General features: G+C 71.6%; 17 protein-coding genes. 10 read left to right on the top strand and 7 right to left on the bottom strand.

Annotation, left to right across the window (positions count from 1 at the left end; genetic code table 11):
* Positions 1–477 precede the first annotated feature (477 nt).
* Positions 478–1,302: a sugar phosphate isomerase/epimerase family protein gene (locus tag B073_RS0123050; protein ID WP_234025139.1), complete on the top strand. Its 825-nt coding sequence runs from the start codon at positions 478–480 to the stop codon at positions 1,300–1,302.
* Positions 1,303–1,495: 193 nt separating this feature from the next.
* Positions 1,496–3,346 carry a dihydroxy-acid dehydratase gene (gene ilvD, locus B073_RS0123055; RefSeq protein WP_026247640.1) on the top strand — a complete coding sequence of 617 codons (1,851 nt, stop codon included), beginning with the start codon at positions 1,496–1,498 and terminating at the stop codon, positions 3,344–3,346.
* An 89-nt stretch (positions 3,347–3,435) separates the two neighbouring features.
* Here the strand turns inward: ilvD and B073_RS49075 are convergent, their stop codons facing one another.
* Both B073_RS49075 and B073_RS44275 read right to left on the bottom strand, forming a co-directional pair.
* A complete protein-coding gene (locus B073_RS49075; RefSeq protein WP_078508133.1) occupies positions 3,436–3,672 on the bottom strand; it encodes a type II toxin-antitoxin system RelE/ParE family toxin in 237 nt (78 codons plus the stop codon).
* Positions 3,673–3,684: 12 nt separating this feature from the next.
* Positions 3,685–4,047 carry a type II toxin-antitoxin system prevent-host-death family antitoxin gene (locus B073_RS44275; protein ID WP_324608802.1) on the bottom strand — a complete coding sequence of 121 codons (363 nt, stop codon included), beginning with the start codon at positions 4,045–4,047 and terminating at the stop codon, positions 3,685–3,687.
* Between the two features lie 52 nt (positions 4,048–4,099).
* Between B073_RS44275 and B073_RS0123065 the strand changes: the two genes are divergently transcribed.
* Complete coding sequence (locus tag B073_RS0123065) at positions 4,100–5,062, top strand: hypothetical protein (protein ID WP_018540447.1); 963 nt, start codon at positions 4,100–4,102, stop codon at positions 5,060–5,062.
* Positions 5,063–5,094: 32 nt separating this feature from the next.
* On the opposite strand, the gene B073_RS0123070 is transcribed toward B073_RS0123065, so the two are convergent.
* Genes B073_RS0123070 through B073_RS0123080 form a run of 3 tightly spaced genes read right to left on the bottom strand, consistent with a single transcriptional unit; the run spans position 5,095 to position 6,453 of the window.
* Positions 5,095–5,388, bottom strand: a complete 294-nt coding sequence (locus B073_RS0123070) for a DUF397 domain-containing protein (protein ID WP_018540448.1) — start codon at positions 5,386–5,388, stop codon at positions 5,095–5,097.
* 25 nt (positions 5,389–5,413) lie between these two features.
* Entirely contained in the window at positions 5,414–5,629 is a 216-nt protein-coding gene (locus tag B073_RS0123075; RefSeq protein WP_018540449.1) for a DUF397 domain-containing protein, read from the bottom strand.
* Positions 5,611–6,453: a helix-turn-helix domain-containing protein gene (locus tag B073_RS0123080; protein WP_026247641.1), complete on the bottom strand. Its 843-nt coding sequence runs from the start codon at positions 6,451–6,453 to the stop codon at positions 5,611–5,613. The genes B073_RS0123075 and B073_RS0123080 overlap by 19 nt, the downstream gene beginning before the upstream one ends.
* Before the next feature lie 165 nt (positions 6,454–6,618).
* Here B073_RS0123080 and B073_RS0123085 point away from each other — a divergent pair, with 165 nt between their 5' ends.
* Both B073_RS0123085 and B073_RS0123090 read left to right on the top strand, forming a co-directional pair.
* Positions 6,619–6,831, top strand: a complete 213-nt coding sequence (locus B073_RS0123085) for a hypothetical protein (RefSeq protein WP_018540451.1) — start codon at positions 6,619–6,621, stop codon at positions 6,829–6,831.
* The gene (locus tag B073_RS0123090) at positions 6,828–7,049 is read left to right on the top strand and encodes a hypothetical protein (RefSeq protein WP_018540452.1); all 222 of its coding nucleotides are present in this window, start codon (positions 6,828–6,830) and stop codon (positions 7,047–7,049) included. The genes B073_RS0123085 and B073_RS0123090 overlap by 4 nt, the downstream gene beginning before the upstream one ends.
* Positions 7,050–7,529: 480 nt before the next feature.
* On the opposite strand, the gene B073_RS0123100 is transcribed toward B073_RS0123090, so the two are convergent.
* Positions 7,530–10,031: a protein kinase domain-containing protein gene (locus B073_RS0123100; protein ID WP_018540454.1), complete on the bottom strand. Its 2,502-nt coding sequence runs from the start codon at positions 10,029–10,031 to the stop codon at positions 7,530–7,532.
* A gap of 193 nt (positions 10,032–10,224) precedes the next feature.
* Between B073_RS0123100 and B073_RS0123105 the strand changes: the two genes are divergently transcribed.
* The 4 genes from B073_RS0123105 (at position 10,225) to sigJ (ending at position 13,250) form a co-directional block, all read left to right on the top strand.
* A complete protein-coding gene (locus B073_RS0123105) occupies positions 10,225–10,611 on the top strand; it encodes a hypothetical protein (protein ID WP_106731927.1) in 387 nt (128 codons plus the stop codon).
* Positions 10,612–10,694: 83 nt separating this feature from the next.
* A complete protein-coding gene (locus tag B073_RS0123110) occupies positions 10,695–11,222 on the top strand; it encodes a hypothetical protein (protein ID WP_018540456.1) in 528 nt (175 codons plus the stop codon).
* A 30-nt stretch (positions 11,223–11,252) separates the two neighbouring features.
* Entirely contained in the window at positions 11,253–12,128 is an 876-nt protein-coding gene (locus tag B073_RS0123115; protein ID WP_018540457.1) for a class I SAM-dependent methyltransferase, read from the top strand.
* A 147-nt stretch (positions 12,129–12,275) separates the two neighbouring features.
* Complete coding sequence (sigJ, locus tag B073_RS0123120) at positions 12,276–13,250, top strand: RNA polymerase sigma factor SigJ (protein ID WP_018540458.1); 975 nt, start codon at positions 12,276–12,278, stop codon at positions 13,248–13,250.
* Positions 13,251–13,307: 57 nt separating this feature from the next.
* On the opposite strand, the gene B073_RS0123125 is transcribed toward sigJ, so the two are convergent.
* The gene (locus B073_RS0123125) at positions 13,308–14,726 is read right to left on the bottom strand and encodes a M1 family metallopeptidase (RefSeq protein ID WP_018540459.1); all 1,419 of its coding nucleotides are present in this window, start codon (positions 14,724–14,726) and stop codon (positions 13,308–13,310) included.
* Positions 14,727–14,978: 252 nt separating this feature from the next.
* Between B073_RS0123125 and proC the strand changes: the two genes are divergently transcribed.
* Entirely contained in the window at positions 14,979–15,791 is an 813-nt protein-coding gene (gene proC, locus B073_RS0123130; protein WP_018540460.1) for a pyrroline-5-carboxylate reductase, read from the top strand.
* Positions 15,792–16,291 lie beyond the last annotated feature (500 nt).

Genomic DNA, 16,291 nt, shown 5'->3' on the forward strand with positions numbered 1-16,291 from the left:
CGTCGTCGGCTGCGCGCGCCGTGTCGGCTGGGGTGCTCTCGCCTACGGCCTGTGGGTGGGGTCGGAGGGGCTGCCCCGGAGCCCGTCCTCGGTGCGGGCGCATCTGGTCCGTAGATGAGGAATGCCCCGGCGTTCGCTCCAGATCCTGCGGGCGGGCTCCGGGACATCCCCTCCGACCTGGCGCCGTTGGCGACTGTCCCGCCGTGTCGGTGCCGGTCGGCTACGTGGGGTGTCCTCGGAGGGACGGGTGGCCGGGTGCGGCCCGGTGGGGGTGTGCGTGCCTGGTTCTGGAGGTTGTGACCGGGTGGGGATGTGTGGGCTTTCCCTGTGGATGCGGCGCAGATCACATGGGGGCCATGGGACGGGGCGTCACAGGCGTCGCAGGGGTTCTCGGGGGTCACAGGGGTTGCGTCAGGGAGTCGTGGCGGTGCTCACGTCCTGGCCCTGTGCCGGATTTCGGCCCGTACGCTGTCCCTCGTGACAGAGCCAGTGGTGCGCATCCCTGACGCGAAGGTCGCGCTGTCCACGGCTTCGGTCTATCCGGAGTCGACGGCGACGGCCTTCGAGATCGCCGCGCGCCTGGGCTACGACGGCGTCGAGGTCATGGTGTGGACCGACCCGGTCAGCCAGGACATAGAGGCGCTGCGCCGGCTCTCGGACTACCACGGCGTGCCGGTCCTGGCCGTCCACGCGCCGTGTCTGCTGATCACCCAGCGGGTCTGGTCCACCGACCCGTGGGTCAAGCTCCAGCGCGCCCGCACCGCGGCGGAGAAGCTCGGCGCCTCCACGGTCGTGGTGCACCCGCCCTTCCGGTGGCAGCGCAGCTACGCGCGGGAGTTCGTCCGCGGCATCTGGCGGATGGAGGGCGAGACGGACGTCCGGTTCGCGGTGGAGAACATGTACCCCTGGCGCTACCGCGACCGCGAGATGCTCGCCTACGCGCCCGACTGGGACCCCACCAACGACGACTACCGGCACTTCACCGTCGACCTCTCGCACACCGCCACCGCCCGCCACGACGCGATGGCGATGGTCGAGCGGATGGGCGACCGCCTGGCGCACGTCCACCTCGCCGACGGCAACGGCTCCGCCAAGGACGAGCACCTGGTGCCGGGACGTGGCAGCCAGCCCTGCGCTGAGCTGCTGGAACGGCTGGCCACCACCGGCTTCGACGGACATGTGGTCGTCGAGGTCAACACCCGCCGGGCGATGTCCGCCGCCGAACGCGAGGCCGACCTGTCCGAGGCGCTGGCCTTCACCCGCCTCCATCTGGCGTCCCCGAACTGGGTTCCCGGCAAGTAGCCGGCTCAACCGGTGGCGGTGGCGGTGGCGCGCCGGGCAACGGCTGTCCGCACTGCGGGCGGGCATCTCACATACCGGAGACGGTGTCCGGATCTTGGATCAAGAGCGTAATCTCGGGACCAGCTGCTGTATGGCCTCGCCGTCTGTCGCAGGACGGCGCGCCGTACGTCCGTTTCCCGAGGGAGTGACCATCGTGCCCGAGCTGAGGTCCCGCACCGTTACCCATGGCCGCAACATGGCGGGCGCCCGCGCCCTTATGCGGGCCTCCGGCGTAGCGAGCGAGGACATCGGCAAGCCGATCGTCGCGGTCGCCAACTCCTTCACCGAGTTCGTGCCCGGCCACACCCACCTCGCCCCGGTCGGCCGGATCGTCTCCGATGCCATCCGGGCCGCCGGTGCCGTCCCCCGCGAGTTCAACACCATCGCCGTCGACGACGGCATCGCGATGGGCCACGGCGGCATGCTGTACTCGTTGCCCTCCCGCGACCTGATCGCGGACTCGGTCGAGTACATGGTCGAGGCGCACTGCGCCGACGCGCTGATCTGCATCTCCAACTGCGACAAGATCACCCCCGGCATGCTGATGGCCGCGATGCGCCTGAACATCCCGGTCGTCTTCGTCTCCGGCGGCCCGATGGAGGCCGGCCAGGCCACGCTGGTGGACGGCACGGTCCGCAAGCTCGACCTGATCGACGCGATGGTGGACGCCTCCAACGACAGCGTCTCCGACGAGGACGTGCTGCGCATCGAGGAGAACGCCTGCCCGACCTGCGGCTCCTGTTCCGGCATGTTCACCGCCAACTCCATGAACTGCCTGACGGAGGCCATCGGCCTCTCCCTGCCCGGCAACGGCTCGGTGCTCGCCACCCACACCGCCCGCCGCGCCCTCTACGAGAACGCCGGCCGCACGGTCGTGGAGATCACCAAGCGCTACTACGAGGACGGCGACGAGTCCGTCCTGCCGCGCAACATCGCCACCCGCGCCGCCTTCGAGAACGCCATGGCCCTGGACATCGCCATGGGCGGCTCCACCAACACGATCCTCCACCTGCTGGCCGCCGCCCAGGAAGGCGGACTGGACTACGACCTCAGGGACATCGACGCGGTCTCCCGCCGCGTCCCGTGCCTGGCCAAGGTCGCCCCGAACGTCGCCCCCGGCGGCACGTACTACATGGAGGACGTGCACCGCGCCGGCGGCATCCCCGCCATCCTCGGCGAGCTGTACCGCGGCGGGATGCTCAACGAGGACGTCCACTCCGTCCACTCCGCCACACTCGCCGAGTGGCTCAAGACCTGGGACGTGCGCGGGGGTTCGCCGTCCGCCGAGGCCGTCGAGCTGTGGCACGCCGGGCCCGGCTGCAAGCGCTCGGCCACCGCGTTCTCGCAGTCCGAGCGCTGGGAGACCCTGGACGTGGACGCCGCGGGCGGCTGCATCCGCTCCGTCGAGCACGCCTACTCCAAGGACGGCGGGCTGGCCGTCCTCAAGGGCAACATCGCCCTCGACGGGGGCGTGGTGAAGACCGCCGGTGTCGACGAGTCCATCTGGACCTTCGAGGGCCCGGCCGTCGTCTGCGAATCCCAGGACGAGGCCGTCGAGAAGATCCTGAACAAGCAGGTCAAGGAGGGCGACGTCGTCGTCATCCGCTACGAGGGCCCCAAGGGCGGCCCCGGCATGCAGGAGATGCTCTACCCGACGTCGTTCCTCAAGGGCCGCGGCCTGGGCAAGACGTGCGCCCTGGTCACCGACGGCCGCTTCTCCGGCGGCACCTCCGGCCTCTCCATCGGCCACGCCTCCCCCGAGGCGGCCTCCGGCGGCACCATCGCCCTCGTAGAGGACGGCGACCGCATCCGCATCGACATCCCCAACCGCTCCATCGAACTCCTCGTGGCGGACGAGGAGTTGGCCGCGCGCCGGGAGGCCCTGGGCGGCGTCTACGCACCGAAGAACCGCGACCGCAAGGTCTCCGCGGCCCTGCGCGCGTACGCGGCCATGGCCACCAGCGCCGACAAGGGCGCGGTCCGGGACGTGAGCAAGTTGGGCTGACATCTGACGCCGATACGGCACGGCCCCGGCGTGGACGCCGGGGCCGGTGTGGTGTCACTACGTTCGCTCGGGCACCGGTGTGGGTTCCGTCAGGCGCCGGTGTGGCCGATGTGTTCGATGTGAAGGGTGCGGGCATCCAGGTCGACGCGGTAGAGAATGCGCCAGGGCCCGTGGCGGAGGCGGCGGTGCTCGGTGCCCCACGGCCGGGACTCTTTGGGCCGAGGATTCTCGGCCAGCTGGTCGGTGGCCTGAAGGAGGGTGTCAACTCCGCGAGGGTCGTCCTTGAGGTGACCGGCAGCGGCGTTGAGAGCTGCCGCTTCCCACAGAACCTGCCAAGGTCATTCACCCCTCCCGGCGGCCTCAAGAAGGGCACGCCGCGCCTCGCTGTGGGGTACGGGGGCCTCGGCACGGTCAAGGGCGCGGTCCCGCTCCAGGCGGGCGAGAGCCAAGGCGTCCTCAAGGTCTTCGAGTTCGGCGGGAGAGATGAGGACCGCCGTCGGGACTCCGCGATCGGTCAGAGTGATGTGCTCGTGCTGGGCGGCCCGGCGAGCAAGATCGCCGAGCCTGCCTCGCGCTTCCGCGATGGGATACGTAGAGGACATGAATCCAGTGTGCACCTGCATGCACATACGTAAGCGAGGTTGAGTCTCCGGGTATCGCGCCACCGAGGCCCGACTCCACCGATTACATCGGTCTTTCATGGTGGTCGTTCAGGATGGTGCCGAGCCATCGCCAGTAGGGGAGGAACGACACGTGATCGGTAAGACCACGAAGGCCGGGACGATCGGGACGGCCGGAACGGCCGGGAAGAACAGGGGGATTCGTGCGGTGCCAGGGCTCGTCGCGGCCCTGGCGCTCGCCGGCTCCCTCGGCGCCGTCGCGGCCACCGCGCACGCGGACGCGCCCTCCGCTCGCCACGCCAAGCAGTCCGCGCGGTCCGCGCAGTCCGATGCGAAGCGCGTCTACAACGGCATGCAGATCGCGTTCCCCCCGAACTCGACCGACCTCTTCTGCACCATCGGGGCCGTGGGGACCGACGACCACCAGCGCAAGATAGCCATCTCGGCCGGCCACTGCATCCGCGACACGTCCGGGAAGTACGCCGACCACGAGATCCCGGACAACATCATCCCGGTCGTCGACCGCAACGACCCGAAGTACGGCCCGATCGGCTATGTCCGTTACTTCAAGGACCCCGAGGGCTCACAGACGGGCCACGCCACCAAGGACTACATGGTCATCGAGCTGCTTCCCAAGGTGACGCTCTCCTCGCAGGGGCCGCACCTGAAGCAGACCGGCGTGCTGAAGTACCCCAAGGGCCCGGTCAGTCCGAACGCCACGAACCCCGCGCGCGACGAGGAGCGCCTGCTGACGACCGGCAACAACGAGATCATCACGTCCGGGCAGACGGGCACCTGGTACGGCACCGTCATGAACAACGACAACGGCATCTACCGGGCGCCGGCCGTGAACAAGGCCGGCGACTCGGGCGGCCCGGTCATCTGGCACGTGCCGGGGACCGATCTCCCGTCCCAGGCCAACAAGTTCCAGGCGGCCGGCCCCTGGGCGGGGATCACCAAGGCGATCACCCTCCAGCTGCCGCCCTTCAACTACACCAGCTCGGCGAACATCCTCGCCGACCTGCGCGCCCGCGAGGCCGCCGCCCCCGACCACGACATCTACGGCGCGGGCTTCGACGTGACCCCCAACCCGTAACGCCCCAACGAGCCCCACGAGCCCCCACGCCCCTACGAGAGTGGGAGCGCCTTGACGCTGGCGACGAAGGACCCCCAGGCCCCCGCTCCGAAGACGAGCGCGGGGCCCTGGGGGTCCTTACTGTCCCGGACGGGGACGAGGGGCGCGGGGGCGGTGACGTTGTCGGCGACCTCGATGCACTGGCCGCCGTCCTGGTTGCTGTAGCTGGACTTGCGCCAGGTGGCGTTGGCCAGGAGGTCGTCGGAGACCTCAAGGCACGCTCCCCCGTCCTGGTTGCTGTACGAGCTCTTGCGCCACGTGATGGTGCTCAGGCCGATGGATCGCACGGCGTTGCCTCCAACTTTGGTCGGTTCAGCTCCAGCTGTCCGTCTTGGCGGCGGTGACGAACGAGGCCCAGGCCCCTGCCTCGAAGACCAGCACGGGCCCGTCGGACCTCTTGCTGTCCCGGACGGGGACGAGGGGGGCGTGGGCGGTGACGTTGTCGGCTACCTCGATGCATGCGCCGCCGTCGGAGTTGCTGTACGAGCTCTTGCGCCACGTGACGGTGCTCAGGTCGATGGTTCGCACGGCACTTCCTCCAACATCCGCATGACGAACTTCCGCGACTCGTCCGGGACCAACGCCCGGTCTCGCACCGCATCGTACGCGCGTTGCAAACGCTCAACCGAGGCGGATTCCTCGATGAGTTCGCCACGGTGAGCGTTCTCCGTGTAGGCCACAGGGAAGCCGCTCGGCAGTCGCAGAAAGATCACTGCGGTGCTGTCCAAGCCGTTCAGCCCGGCACTGAACGGCAGCACCTGCAGGGTGATGTTCGAGCGCGCGGACGCCTCGATCAGATACTCAAGCTGCTTCCGCCACTCCGAGGCGTCCGCCAACGGTGTGCGCAGCACAGCTTCGGACAAGATGGTGCGGAACTGCGGTGGTTCATCGCCCTCCAGCGACTGGCGGCGGCCCATGCGCGCTTCCACCTGCCGCGTCAGTTCTTCGCCTTCGATCCCACCTGCCTTGAGCAAGTCTCTTGCGTAGCCTTCCGTCTGAAGAAGCCCGTGAATGGTGCTGTGTCCGAAATGCCATAGGCTCACCGCCTCCGACTCCAGCGTCATGTATCGCCGGTACTGCTCCTTGAACTGTGTCGGGTCTCCGACCGCCAACTCCCAGAGCGCCAGCAGCAGGTCCCCCGTCCCATAGTGCTGGGCCAGTGCCTCTACGACCTCCGGGCTTCCCAGCGTCCTCCCGTTCTCCATCTTTCCGAACAGGGATGCGTCCCAGCCGAGAACCTCGCTGAGTTGCCGCAGGCTGTCGCCCTTCTCTGCGCGCAGTAAGCGCAACTCCTCCGCGAACCGCCTGCGCGGTTCCGGGCTCCGCCCGGTAACGACCCTTCTCGGCGGCATAGTGACCCCCTTTATGGAAGGCATGGAACTAACGGTTCAGGGCGCAGAAGTACGGCCTGTACGCGGCCTCTGCACCGCATCCCCAGGCCATTCTTGTAGCGGCCGGAACACCCACCGTAGTCAGTTCCGGTGCGTCAGGCAGGCAAACGTAGAAGGAGCACCGCCATGACGAGGGAGAAGGTCGCCGACGCCGAAGCGGCGCTCGACGTGTTGGCCGCCGCGCTGGAGCGGTGCGGCATCGTGCTGCCGTCGCTCGGGATCGACCTGGTGACGTACTGCGGCCAACCGCCGCGTCCGCTCATCGAGTTGGGGCGCTGCAATCCGGAGACCGCACGGCGGTTGGCGGTCGTCCTCGGGGACGGGGGCGGGGCGTCGTGAGCGGTTACGACCCGGGGAAGGGGGAGATCGTGCGGGATCGGCTGCGGGATCGGGTCGGGCGGGTCATGGATCGCGAGGGGGCGTGTTTCCAACTTCGGCCGCTGGGGGGCGGGGTGGAGTGGGACGCGGCTCCGGAGGACATCGAGCCGGTCGCGGTGTCCGCCGCGCTGAGTGGCCATGTCGCGGAACTCAACCGGCACAGCGCGTGGCCCGTTTGAACGGGAATCGGCGGCGAGAGGAAAAGCCCCGGTACGGCAAAGCGGGCCGGTACCGGGGCGGAGTCCATCAGCTGACAAGGAACTGACGAACATGGCTTACTTTACCGCCTACTTGGAGCGGTTTTTCGCGCTCCTTCTTCCTGCTCGGGGTAGGCATCGGGCAGGCCAGGCCGAGCCGTACCGGACGTGGCCGGAGGAGTCGGAACGGCCGCGGGTCGTTTCCCTGCCGCGGCATCGGAGCCGTTATGCCTGTGACGCGGTCAGTGGGCCCCGGTTCCCGGAGCGGTCGCTACGGACCCGGCCGTATGTGCTGGCGCAGCTTTCGGCCCGGGGAGAGGGGTTGGAGGTTCCGGACGGAGGGCCGGAGGTTCCGGAGCGGTGGTTGCAGGCGTATCGGCGGTGGGTGTTGGACATGGCCGTGCGGGGATATGACGTCGGGCCGGAGGTGATTCACGGGGTGCGGGTGGGGACCCGGCGGTCTCACCAGCGGGCCGGGTCGGCCGTTGCCACGCCGAAAACCGTGCCGTCGGGGGAGGCGGCGTAGATGTGGCCTTGGGCCGCGTCCAGGGTGGGCGCGGGGACGGCCTGGAGGAAGCCGTTGTGGCGGGTGGCGGTCAGGCGCGGCGGGGTCTGGCCGAGGACGGCGCCGGAGGTGGTGTCGACCGCGAGCAGGCGGCCGTCGGCGGCGGTGAAGTAGAGGCGGTCGCCGCTGATGACAGGGGCCGAGCCGCGGCTGACGGAGGTCTCGGTGTCCCAGGTGCGGGCGCCGACGGCCTGGAGGGCGCCGCCCTCGGCGAGGAGGTAGGCGGTGTCGCCCTGGACGGCGGCAAAGACGCCGTGCAGGGGCGCCGCGAGCGGGAGCTTCCGGGTGCGGCGGGTGGCCGGGTCGAAGCGGAGCACGCCGGAGACCGTGCCGTCGTAGGTGGGGTCGCCGATGGTGAGGAAGAGAGCGCCGGTGGTGGTGGGGCCGGCGAGGGTGAGGGTGCCGGGGAGCCGGTGGGACCAGCGGACCGCGCCGTCGGAGGGGTTGATGGCGGTGAGTTGGGTGGTGGGGGTGGGGCCGGTGGTGAGGGTTTCGGCGGCGTAGGCGGTGTGCGGGTCGCCGTAGGTGGTGAAGTGGGGGAGGCGGTGGCCGGGGAAGCGCTTGCGCCACCGCTGGGTGTGCGTGGTGGTGTCCAGGGCGGTGAGCGTGCCGTCGGCGGCGATGAGGAGGATGCGGTCGCCGACCACCGCGGCGCCACCCTCGTAGGGGGAGACGTCCAGGCTCCAGCGGAGGGCGCCGTTGCCGTGCGGTGACGGGTCGAGGGCCAGCAGGCGCTTGCCGTCGGCGGTGAAGACGTAGAGGAAGCCGCCGGAGAGGACCGGGGCGGTCGGCGAGACGGCCTCCGGGCCTGCGGGGGCGCCCTTGTGACGCCATGCCACCTCACCGGTGCCGGGGGAGAGTCGGGCCGCCGGCATGCCGGACTGGCCGCAGAAGACGGCGTCGGCGCCGGCGGTGCAGTAGGGCATCTCGGCGTTGTGGCCGGCGGGCCGTTCGACGATCGTGGTGCGCCAGGGGTGGAAGGCGGTGCGCGGGACGCGTGGGGCGTGGGTCTGGAGGGCCGGGTCGTTGGCGGAGGATCCGGCGAGGGAGGTGTACGCCCAGGTGGCGGCGACCGCGACGGCGGCGGTGGCGGCGAGAGCCGTGGCGGCCCAGCGGAGGCGGCGGGCCTTACGGGGGCTCTTCCTGCGGCCGTTCCCGGAGGCTGGTCCGGGGGCACGCCCGGCATCCCGTCCGGAGTCTCGTTCGGAATCTCGCTCGGGGGCACGTTCGGGATTTCGGCCGGCGGCTTCCCAGGCGGCTTTCCCGGGAGCGGCCTGGGGAGTGGGGGGAGCGGACGGCCGGGCCGACGGGGCGGCGGGCGCGCGGGACAGGTCCGGGACAGGGGACGGGTGCGGGACGCGGGACGGATTCGCCGTACGGGACGGGTCCGCGATACGGGGGACGTCCGGGTTTCGGGAGACGTCCGGCGTACGGGCGCGGACGTGCGTGGTCTCGGCGCGCGGCGGGGTGGACTCGGCGCGGACCGGCTGCCGTGGGGCGGGTATCCGGGTGCCGGTGACCGTCTCCGGCAGCGCCTCGCCGGGGGACGCGACATCGGCCGGCAGCGTCATCGGCGCGTCCGTGCGCAGCAGTTGCATCAGCCGGTCCGGCGTCGGGCGGTCCGCCGGGTCCTTGGCCAGGCAGCTCTCGACCAGCGGGACGAGTGCGTCCGGCACGCCGGACAGCTCCGCCTCGTCGTGCACCACCTGGTACGCGACGAGATACGGGCTCTCGGAGTCGAACGGGCCGCGGCCGGTGGCGGCGTGCACCAGTACCGAGCCGAGTGCGAAGACGTCCGCGGCGGGGCCGACCTCGCGCGGCCGCTGGAACTGCTCGGGCGCCATGAACGGCGGGGTCCCGATCAACTTCCCGGTCTCGGTGCGCATCTCGCTGTCGTTGGGGCGCGAGATGCCGAAGTCGATGACCTTGGGGCCGTCGGCGGCGAGCAGCACGTTGCCGGGCTTGAGGTCGCGGTGCACCACGCCCGCGCGGTGGATGTCGCGCAGCGCCTCGGCGAGCCCGGCGCCCAGCTGACGCACCTCGGCGGGGGCCAGCGGGCCGTTCCGCTTCACATGGGCGGAGAGGGTCGGGCCGGCGATGTGGAGGGTCGCCATCCAGGGGCGTTCGGCGTCCGGGTCGGCGTCGACGACGGGGGCCGTGAAGGCGCCGCTGACCCGCCGGGCGGCGGCCACCTCCTGGCGGAACCGCCCCCGGAACTCCGGGTCTTGGGCGAACTCGGCGTGGACGACCTTGACCGCGAGCAGCAGTCCGGAGGAGGACCGGGCCAGGTGGACCACGCCCATTCCCCCGGAGCCGAGCCGCGCCTCCAGACGGTATTGCCCGGCGTATTCCGGACGCTCCGCTTCCGGGCCGGACCCGGAATCGCGCAGCGGCGGCATCGTTCCACCCCCGTGTCTTCCCCGTGCGAAGCGCTGTGCTTTTCGGTCGCAAGTGCGACGCGCGGAGCCTAGTCCATGGCACGTCCGGGACGGGTGAGGCTTGCTAGCGTGCGCGTCGCGGGCGTCGAACGGATGCCCGGCTACGCACTGCCCGGCAACGGCGGGCAGCCATCCGTAAACGGGGGGAAGCAGCATGACCACGCAGGATTTCCAAGGGAGCGCCGGGCCGGACGCGGGGACGGACGGTACGGGGACGGGCGCGGTGGGCGACGCGGTGGCCGAGGCCGCCCCGCTCGGTGCGGCGGTCGCCGGCGCGGCGCTCGCCGACGGGGGGAGCTACCCCGTCGCGCCCGGCTACCGCGTCAACGTCCGCCAGGGCGCCGGCACCAACACCGCGCTGGTCCGGCAGCTGCCGGCGGGCGCCCGTGTCCAGATCCGCTGCCAGATGCGCGGGCAGTGGGTCGTCGGCCCGTATGGCACGTCCAACCTCTGGGACAACATCGGGCCCGGCGAGTACGTCTCCGACACCTACGTCCACACCGGCAGCAGCGGGATGGTCGCGCCCAGCTGCATGAGCTGACGGCGGACCGGTGCCCGACGCCCGGTGCCCGACGCCCGGTGGCCGTCCGGCCGGGTACCGGGCGTCCGGGGATAATCGAGGGCATGAGCGACACGCAGCGGACCGCGGCCCCGGGCGAGCCGGAACCGGAGGAGATCCGTTTCTTCGGCACCACCTGGGTCGAGCACGACGGCGGCTACGGGCTGCGCCGGGCCGGTGTCGCGGTGGGGTCGCTGGTGCTCGCCGGGTTCGGCGGGCTGGTGCTGCGGTTCGCCTTCCAGGGGCTGGCGCAGGCCGCCGTCGGCACGTTCGTGAACGGGCTGGTGGTGGTCGGCGTCGCGGTGTGCAGCGCGCTGGCGTTCCGCCGCACCTGGGACGGGTTCGCGCGCCGCTCGGACCTGCCGGCCGACAGCCCCTCCGAGCGCTCCATGCAGAGCCTGATGCTCATCGGCTTCATCGGCGCGCTGCTCGCCTACTTCTGCCGCAGTCTGACCGAGGCGCCCGGTGAGAAGCTCCGCCGCGCCGAGTACGAGGCGGCGCGGGAGCGGCACGCGCGCCGCCGGGAAACCCGCGCGGGCAACCCGGCGGCGCGCGCGTCGAAGGGCAAGGGGACGGGGAAGAAGCGCCGTTAGGGGCTGGCAGCCACGGGCAGGATGCCGGCCATGACGCCACCGCAGCCGCCACCGGCACCGCAGTCTCCGGGGACACCACAGTCACGGCCGCAGCCGTCACCACAGCCTCAGCAGCCGGCGCAGCAGGAGCCCGGCCCGCCCGACCACGTCACCCTCTCCCGCGCCTTCGACTCCGTCGCCGCGCAGTACGCGGCCGCCCGGCCCGGCTATCCGCCGGCCCTGTTCGACGCCGTCGAGGAGCTGGCCGGGCGGCCGCTCGCCGGGGCCCGGGTGCTGGACGTCGGCGCCGGGACCGGGATCGCGAGCGGGTTGCTCCGGGCGCGCGGCGCACGGGTCACGGCCGTGGAGCCGGGCGCGGCGATGGCCGCCGAACTGCGCGCCGGGCACCCCGGTATCCCGCTGGTGCGGGCCGGCGGCGACGCACTGCCGTTCGCCGACGACGCCGGCTTCGACCTCGTCGGCTATGCGCAGGCGTGGCACTGGACCGACCCGGCCCGTTCGGTCCCGGAGGCGCTGAGAGTGCTGCGGCCGGGCGGCGCCCTGGCGCTGTGGTGGAACGTGCCCGACCCGGACGTCCCGTGGGCCGCCGCCCAGGAGGCCCGGCTCGCTCGCCGGCTGCCCGGCTACCACGCCCACGGCGTCGCGCCCGAGGCCGCCGGTCTGATCCGTGGCCTGGGGCTGGGCCTGTGCCCGGAGACCCGGGTGCTGCACTGGACCCGCACCGTCCCGCTCGCCACCCATCTCGCGATGCTCGGCAGCCGCTCGTACTTCGCCGCACTCGGGCCGGAGGCCGCCGCGCCCGTTCTGGCGGACGAACGGGCGGCGCTCCTGGAGGTCTTCCCGGACGGCCAGATCGAGGAGGCGTACGCCCTCGACCTCACCGTCGTCCGGCGACCCGGCTCCTGAGCCCCGCCCCCGAGCCCCCGCCCCTGAGCCCCCATCAGGTCGCACCCGCGCCCCGCCCCGTCACACTCCACCCCGTAGCGTCGTCCCCATCCCGGAGGCCGCCGGTGAACGGGCCGCGGCCGAGGGCCAGGGAGGCGGGAGCAGACGATGGCGGAGCGGGGACGCGGGGCGGCGGACGAACGGAACGAGCGGGTCCGGGCGGAGCGGCTGGCGCAGTTCGAGGAGCACCGGGGCCGGCTGTGGGCCGTGGCGTACCGGATCATGGGGACGGTCAGCGACGCCGACGACGCGGTCCAGGAGACCTGGCTGCGCTGGCAGGCGCTGCCCGCCGAACCGCCGGTGGAGAGCCCGCGCGCCTTCCTCACCACCGTGGTCAGCCGGATCTGCTACGACCTGCTGGGCTCGGCCCGGGCCCGCCGCGAGCTGTATGTCGGGCCGTGGCTGCCGGAGCCGGTGTTCGAGGGCGCCGCCGGCGGGTCCGCGGGGGCGGGCCGCGCCGGCGTGCCGGACGGCCCCGAGGACCGGGTGACCCTCGACGAGTCCGTGGGCATGGCGCTGCTGACCGTCCTGGAGCGGCTCACCCCGGCCGAGCGGACCGCGTTCGTCCTGCACGACGTCTTCGCGGTGCCGTTCCCGGAGATCGCCGAGGCGGTCGGCCGCACCCCGGACTCGGTGCGGCAGCTGGCCTCCCGCGCCCGCCGCCGGGTGCGGGCCGAGGCGCCGCGCCGCACCGTCGACGCGGCCGAGCACCGGCGCACCGTCGAGGCGTTCCTGTCGGCCGTCATGGGCGGGGACTTCGAGGCGCTGCTGAACGTCCTCGACCCGGAGGTGGTGTGGCGCTCGGACGGCGGCGGCAAGGTGACCGCGGCCCGCCGGCCGGTGCTGGGCCGGGAGAAGGTCGCCCGTTACGTCTGGGGCCTGGTCACCCGCGGCTTCGATCCGGCGGCCATGCGGCTGGACGTCCGGGAGGTCAACGGGGCGCTCGGGATGGTCTTCACCGACGGGACGGGGACGTACTCGGCCGGGGTGCTGTCCTTCACGGTGCACGGCGGGCTGATCACCGAGGTGGACGCCGTGCTCAACCCGGACAAGCTCGGGCACCTGGACCTCGGGGGCCGCTGAGCGCGGCCGACGCCGGCGGGGCGACGGCCGTGACCACGGGGCCGCCCCGCCTCGCCCTCAGGCCGCCTCGTACTCCCAGTCCGGCTGGCCCTCCCCGTAGAGCCAGTCGTCGAACAGGTCGGTCAGGTCCACATCCGTGCGCTGCTTGCAGAAGGAGACAAAGTCGCCGCTGTCGGCGTTGGTGTGCCGGTACTTCTCCGGCCACTCCTTGAGGATCGAGAAGAACGTCTTGTCGCCGACGGCGTTCCGCAGCTGCTGGAGCACCATCGCGCCGCGCTCGTAGACCGGTGTCTCGGTGACGTCCGCCGGCGACGGCACCAGGCCCGGCGGGAAGTCCCAGCGGTCGTCGTCCTCGTCGGAGTCGTAGAGCGCGTCGAACTGCTGCTGCGGGGTGCGGCCGCCCTCGTGCTCCTCCCACAGCCACTCGGTATAGGTGGCGAAGCCCTCGTTGAGCCAGGTGTCCCGCCAGGTCTTCGGCGTCACCGAGTCGCCGAACCACTGGTGGGCGGTCTCGTGCACCACCGTCGAGGTGTCCGGCGCCCCGGCGTAGACCGGCTTGGTCTGGTTCTCCAGCGCCCCCCAGTCGATCCGCTCCGGTGTGTGGTCGACTATCGCGCCGGCCGACGAGAACGGATACGGGCCGAAGAGCTTGCTCTCCCACGCGATGATCTCCGGCAGCCGGGACAGCGGCTCCTTGCTGGCCTTGGCCTCCTGCGGGTCCACCGCGAGGTAGACGGGCAGTCCCTGCGGCGTGCGGGACTCCTGGACGTCGAACTTGCCGATGGTCGCGGTGGCGAGGTAGCTGGCCATCGGCTCGGCGTTGTGCCACTCGTAGGTGGTGCGCCCGCCGGCGGTCCGCTTGGACCGCAGCTCGCCGTTGGCGACCGCGGTGTAGCGCTCCGGCACGGTGATCCGGAAGTCGTAGGCGGCCTTGTCGCTGGGGTGGTTGTTGCCGGGGAACCACGTCATCGTCCCGGCCGGCTCCCCGGTGACGAACGCGCCGTCGGCGGTCTTGACCCAGCCCTCCGAGCCGCCGCCCACGTCCTGCATCTCCTCCGGCGTCCCCCGGTAGCTGACGGTCGTCCGGAACTCGTCGCCCTTGCCTATCCCGGCGGACGGGCGGACCACCAGCTTGTGTCCCTTACGGCTGAAGTCGGCGTCCCGGCCGTCCACCCGGACGCCGGTCACCGTCATCCCCTGGAGGTCGAGCTGGAAGGAGCGCAGGTCCTCGCTCGCCTTGGCGGTGATCGCCGCGGTCCCGTCCAGGTGCTGTTCGGCCACGTCGTAACTGAGGTCGAGCCCGTAGTGGCGGACGTCGTAGCCACCGTTGCCGAGCGCCGGGAAGACCGGGTCGCCCACTCCGCCGCTGCCCGCCTTCCCCTTGACGGCCGTGCTGCCGGACGTACAGGAGGGCAGCAGCAGGGCGGCGGACAGTACGGCTACGGCACCGCAGACACGGAAGGGACGACGCTTCAAGGGGCTCCTCGGGCCGGGGACAGCAGGGAAGGACAAGTTCACCGACCTTACGGTCAATTCCGGCGAAACCGTCCGCCACGCCTTTCGAATGCGACGCGAATCACGCCGCGCGCCGCCGTGCAGGGCCGCCGACGGCCGTCCAGGGCCACCGAGGACCGCGGCACCGACCGCTCCGTGGACGCCCCCGCACCCCTTCCCCTCCCGGTGCGAGGATGGCCCCGACAGATCACGCACCACCGGCGAGGTGAACGCATGGCCCAGAAGGTCGCCGTACTCGGCACCGGAAAAATCGGCGAAGCCCTGCTCAGCGGCATGATCCGCGGCGGCTGGGCACCCTCCGACCTGCTGGTCACCGCCCGCCGCCAGGAGCGCGCCGAGCAGCTCCGCACCCGCTACGGCGTCGAGGCGGTCAGCAACGCCGAGGCCGCCAAGGCCGCCGACACCCTGATCCTCACCGTCAAGCCCCAGGACATGGGCACCCTGCTGACGGAGCTGGCCCCGCACGTCCCCGCCGACCGCCTGGTCATCAGCGGCGCCGCCGGCATCCCCACCTCCTACTTCGAGGAGCGACTGGCCCCCGACACCCCGGTCGTCCGGGTCATGACGAACACCCCCGCCCTCGTCGACGAGGCGATGTCCGTCATCTCCGCCGGCACCCACGCCACCGGCGCGCACCTCACCCTCGCCGAGGAGATCTTCGCGACCGTCGGCAAGACGCTGCGCGTCCCGGAGTCCCAGCAGGACGCCGCCACCGCCCTCTCCGGCTCCGGCCCGGCGTACTTCTACTTCCTCGTCGAGGCGATGACCGACGCCGGCATCCTGCTCGGCCTGCCCCGCGACAAGGCCCACGACCTGATCGTCCAGGCCGCCATCGGCGCCGCGGTGATGCTCCGCGACAGCGGCGAGCACCCCGTCAAGCTCCGCGAGAACGTCACCTCCCCCGCGGGCACCACCATCAACGCCATCCGCGAACTGGAGAACCACGGCGTCCGCGCCGCCCTGATCGCCGCCCTGGAAGCCGCCCGCGACCGCAGCCGCGAACTCGCCACCGGCAACAACAACTAGCCCCGGCCGAGATACGCGAACGGCCGCCGAAGCGGCGGCCCAGCACCTGCGCGGTCATGCCCTCAACCGGCCCGGCACCCCTCCCCCACCGGGGTTTGAAGCACCTCATCCGCTCGTGTAGTGTTCTCCGAGTTGTCACGGAGCCGACGGCCCCGGACAGCCATCCCGCCGCTTCGCGGCAACCCACTACTGCACGGCCCCTCAACGGGACAGAATTCCGCATGCCGAAATTCGTTCCGGGCGTCTGATTAGGCGTCACCGAGGAATTCCGCTAAAGTAGTGAACACCCCGCCGACAGGGGAATCGGATCGAAATTCGAACCGCCCGCAACTCACCGAGAAGCGGACCGGAACGGAAAGAAGATCTGATAAAGTCGGAAAGGCCGAAAAGCGAAAGCGAAACGGCCGACCCCGCTCCAGCAGGGGGCCAGAGACGGAAACGGATCTGGTAAGGTTGGAACCGCGAGAAAGCCGAAAGGCCGGATCGCACCGGCGAAAATC

Source organism: Streptomyces sp. MspMP-M5 (genome assembly GCF_000373585.1).
GTDB lineage: Bacteria > Actinomycetota > Actinomycetes > Streptomycetales > Streptomycetaceae > Streptomyces.

Excerpts from the sequence above, each read along its gene's own strand:
- B073_RS0123080 (WP_026247641.1), bottom strand. The coding sequence starts at position 6,453 with ATGCCGCCGAGAAGGGTCGTTACCGGGCGGAGCCCGGAACCGCGCAGG.
- B073_RS0123115 (WP_018540457.1), top strand. The coding sequence starts at position 11,253 with ATGACGCCACCGCAGCCGCCACCGGCACCGCAGTCTCCGGGGACACCA.
- proC (WP_018540460.1), top strand. The coding sequence starts at position 14,979 with ATGGCCCAGAAGGTCGCCGTACTCGGCACCGGAAAAATCGGCGAAGCC.
- sigJ (WP_018540458.1), top strand. The coding sequence starts at position 12,276 with ATGGCGGAGCGGGGACGCGGGGCGGCGGACGAACGGAACGAGCGGGTC.
- B073_RS0123110 (WP_018540456.1), top strand. The coding sequence starts at position 10,695 with ATGAGCGACACGCAGCGGACCGCGGCCCCGGGCGAGCCGGAACCGGAG.
- B073_RS0123085 (WP_018540451.1), top strand. The coding sequence starts at position 6,619 with ATGACGAGGGAGAAGGTCGCCGACGCCGAAGCGGCGCTCGACGTGTTG.
- B073_RS0123105 (WP_106731927.1), top strand. The coding sequence starts at position 10,225 with ATGACCACGCAGGATTTCCAAGGGAGCGCCGGGCCGGACGCGGGGACG.
- B073_RS44275 (WP_324608802.1), bottom strand. The coding sequence starts at position 4,047 with ATGAAAGACCGATGTAATCGGTGGAGTCGGGCCTCGGTGGCGCGATAC.
- B073_RS0123100 (WP_018540454.1), bottom strand. The coding sequence starts at position 10,031 with ATGCCGCCGCTGCGCGATTCCGGGTCCGGCCCGGAAGCGGAGCGTCCG.